The sequence below is a fragment of the Bradyrhizobium altum genome (genome assembly GCF_020889705.1).
Taxonomy (GTDB): Bacteria; Pseudomonadota; Alphaproteobacteria; order Rhizobiales; family Xanthobacteraceae; genus Bradyrhizobium; species Bradyrhizobium altum.
Genome location: NZ_JACMYP010000447.1, coordinates 1 through 3815, shown reverse-complemented (window position 1 = coordinate 3815; position 3815 = coordinate 1). Strand labels below are relative to the sequence as shown.

General features: G+C 64.2%; 3 protein-coding genes. All 3 read right to left on the bottom strand.

Annotated features, from left to right (window positions below; translation table 11 throughout):
• Positions 1–125: 125 nt before the first annotated feature.
• Positions 126–911 carry a class II aldolase/adducin family protein gene (locus tag H8B02_RS45955; protein WP_229172317.1) on the bottom strand — a complete coding sequence of 262 codons (786 nt, stop codon included), beginning with the start codon at positions 909–911 and terminating at the stop codon, positions 126–128.
• Positions 912–1219: 308 nt separating this feature from the next.
• Positions 1220–2860, bottom strand: coding sequence for a lysine--tRNA ligase (locus H8B02_RS45950; protein ID WP_229172316.1), 1641 nt, complete (start codon positions 2858–2860; stop codon positions 1220–1222).
• Positions 2861–3028: 168 nt separating this feature from the next.
• A partial coding sequence (locus tag H8B02_RS45945) for an ABC transporter substrate-binding protein (RefSeq protein WP_229172315.1) occupies positions 3029–3815 on the bottom strand: 787 nt, incomplete at its 5' end.

Here is a 3815-nt window from a genome sequence, read left to right as displayed (position 1 = left end):
AACCACCGCCGTTTGATTTGTAGCGAGTTGGGGCCACAGCTCGCTTCGACAACATGACCCTGTGGTAATGGGTCCCGGCCTTCGCCGGGACGACGGCCGAGGTTGCGGCACGCTCCCTACCATCCTTACGTCGCGTAGTCCGGCTCCTTGCGGTCCAGCATCCGCTTCAGCGCATCGAAATGCCGCTGCGCGGGGGTCGGGCCGTTGTAGAGATGGTCGTCGCGGAAATCGCGCTTGGTCTTCTCAACCACGTGCTGCGGCAATTGCTTGAGCGGCTGTCGGGTCCACATCGCGTAGATCTGCACCTGCGCGGCGCGCTCGATGTAATAGAGCCGGTCATAGGCGTCGGCGACGCTCGCGCCGACGGTCGAGATGCCATGGTTGGCCATGAACAGGATGGTCTTGTTGCCGATCACCCTGGCGAGCCGCGCGCCTTCCTCGGGATCGAGCGCGGGGCCGGTGTAGAGATCGTCATAGGCGATCGCTTCCGACAGCCCGACCTCGGTCTGCCCGATCTCCTTGATGCGCGGATCCTCGAGCCGCGTCAGCGCACTCGCATACGGCATATGGGTGTGGAATACCGCCTTGGCCTGCGGCAGCGCCTTGTGGATCGGCGCATGGATGCAATAGCAGGAGCGCTCGACCTCACCCTCGCCGCGCTTCACCTCGGCATCGTCGATGCCGACCTCCATGAAGGACGACGCGGTCACCTCCGACCAATGCATGCCGAACGGGATCTGGTAGTAGCGATCGGTGCGGCCGGGCACCACGAAGGTGAGATGGTTGAAGATGCCTTCCGAAAAGCCGTGGATGTAGGCGAGCCGATGCGCGGCCGCGAGGTCGACCCGCGCCTGCCATTCCTCGGCGCTCGAACTGTCCTGCAGCGATGTCGGCGAAACCCTGAACTGCATGCGCATGCTCCCATGTGTGCCGGCTTCTCGACGGAGGCCGTGCTGATTTTATGGGACGGAGTGTAGCGCAATCCGGCTGCGGCCTCCGCTGACAATGCCGCTGGCCAGCTATCCGGATTTTGCGGGCTTGTCGCCGCAAACACCCCTGTCGTCCCGGCCTTGAGCCGGGACCCATAACCACCAATGCTCGCATCTCACGCCGTTGGGGCCGCAGCGCGGTTCGTCGACTCGCAGCGGTGGTTATGGGTCCCCGCTCCCGTGCGCAATTGCGCACTAGGCAGGGACGATAACAGTCAGAGTCCATCGAACTACGACGACCGCGCCAACGCGCCGTCGATCATGTTGACCGCGTTCTGCACGCCATAGACCGCGACGAAGGAGCCGAACCGCGGGCCCTTCTCCTGGCCGAGCAGCACCTGGTAGAGCATGTTGAACCAGTCGAGCGAGACGCCGGGACGGCCGTCCTTGCCCTTCTTGACCGTATCGAGGAACGGCTCGCGGCGGCCGATCTCGTAGACGACATTCTGGATGTCTTCCGCGGTCGCGTCGGCCGGCATGTTGGCAAGCGCATCGCGCAGGTCCTGCAGCGCGGCGCGCTCACCTTCGGTGGGCTCGCGGAACTGCTTGGTCGGCGCCACGAAGTCGCGATAGTAGTTGATGGCATAGCCGACCATCGCATCGAGCTTCGGATGGGTCTGCGGCGTCACGCCCGGACGATAGCGGCCGATGAAACCCCACAGCGTCTCGGCGTTCTCCGCATTCGACGACGACACCAGCGTCAGCAACAGCTGGAAGGTGACGGGCATGTCGGCCTGCGGCGGCCTGCCGGAGTGGATGTGCCAGACCGGATTCTGCAGCTGCTGCCGCGCCTCCTGCCGCGTGAAGCCGTCGAGGAACTGCTGGTAGTCGTCGACATTGCGCGGGATGACGTCGAAATAGAGCCGCTTCGCCGCCTTGGGCTCGCGATACATGAACAGCGACAACGATTCCGGCGAGGCGTAGCGCAGCCATTCGTCGATGGTGAGCCCATTGCCCTTCGACTTCGAGATCTTCTGGCCCTTCTCGTCGAGGAACAGCTCGTAGTTGAAGCCTTCCGGCGGCGTGCCGCCGAGCGCCGAGCAGATCTTGGCAGACAGCTTCACCGAGTCGATCAGATCCTTGCCGGCCATTTCATAGTCGACGCCGAGCGCATACCAGCGCATCGCCCAATCCGGCTTCCATTGCAGCTTGCAGCGGCCGCCGGTGACGGGAACGGTGACGCTCTCCTTGGTATCGGGATCTTCATAGGAGATGGTGCCGGCCTTGGCGTCGTGCGCCGTCACCGGGACGTAAAGCACGAGGCCCGTGCGCGGACAGATCGGCAGGAACGGCGAGTAGCTCGCCGCGCGCTCCTCGCGCAGCGACGGCAGCATGATCGCCATCACCTTCTCGATCCGCTCCAGCATGCGGAGCAGCGCGGCATCGAACCGGCCGGAGGTGTAATACTCGGTCGAGCTCGCGAATTCGTAGTCGAAGCCGAACTGATCGAGGAAGGCGCGCAGCCGCGCGTTGTTGTGCTGGCCGAAGCTCGGATGGGTGCCGAACGGATCGGGCACCTTGGTCAGCGGCTTGCCAAGATGCTGCGCCAGCATCTCCTTGTTCGGCACGTTGTCCGGCACCTTGCGCAGGCCGTCCATGTCGTCGGAGAAGGCGAGCAGGCGCGTCTTGATCTTGTCCTCGGTGAGCACACGAAAGGCGTGGCGCACCATCGTGGTGCGCGCGACCTCGCCGAAGGTGCCGATATGCGGCAGGCCCGAGGGGCCATAGCCGGTCTCGAACAGCACCTCGTCCTTCGGATTTTTCTTCAGCCGCGCCACAATCGCTTTCGCCTGCTCGAACGGCCAGGCGTTGGATTGTTCGGCGAGCGCCCGCAGGTCGCTCGGGCTGGCAGCAAGATCAATCACGGACATTTCTTCAGGCTCTCTCCAAAAAGGCCGCGAAAACTAACGCTTTCGCGGCAAAATGCAAAGTTTTGGGCGACCGTCATTGCGAGGAGCTCCGCGACGAAGCAATCCATACCGGTTCTGCAGCGGCAGTTGGTGGATTGCTTCGCTTCGCTCGCGATGACGCGGCGCGCATCAGAACGGGCTGATCGAGAAATAGCGCAGCCACAGGTCGGTGAAGCGGCCTTTTTCCCAGATCCGGAACAGCGCCCAGTTCAGCGACTGCCGCAGCAGATCGTTGCCCTTGCGCACGGCGATGCCGACGCCCTCGCCGAAATAGCGGCTCTCGACAAAGGGGCCGCCGGAAAACGCGCAGCATTCGGCGGAATCGGTGCCGTTGATCCAGAACGCGAGCGAGATCGCATCGCCGAAGATAAAGTCGACCTCGCCGCGGCGCAGCGCCGCGCGAAGCGCGTCGTTATCCGGATAGGAATGGATCTCGGCGTCGGTGAACATCGCCTTGAGGTAGGCCTCGTGCGAGGTGCCGGCGATGACGCCGACCTTCTTGCCCTCGAGATATTCCGGGCGGATTTCCGGCATCACGTTGTCGCGGCGCGACACGAAGCGCGCCGGCGCGCGGTAATAGGGATCGGTGAAATCGACCTTGGCGCGCAGCTGCGGCGTCACCGCCATCGACGCGATGATGGCATCGCCCCGGTTGGTCGCCAGCGCATCGATCAGGGTCTCGAAGCGGCGCATCTGGATGGTGCAGGTGACCTTGATCTCGTCGCAGAGCGAACGTGCGAGGTCGACATTGAAGCCGGCGGGATTGCCGTCCGGACCGGTGAAATTGAACGGGGGATAGTCGGTCTCGGTCAGGAAGCGGATCACGGTGAGGCGCGACAGGTCCGGCCGATCCGGCCGCCGCCGCGGGTCCCAGAAGCCCGGCACCGCCTGCGGCGCAGCCTCGGCGGCGGCCTTG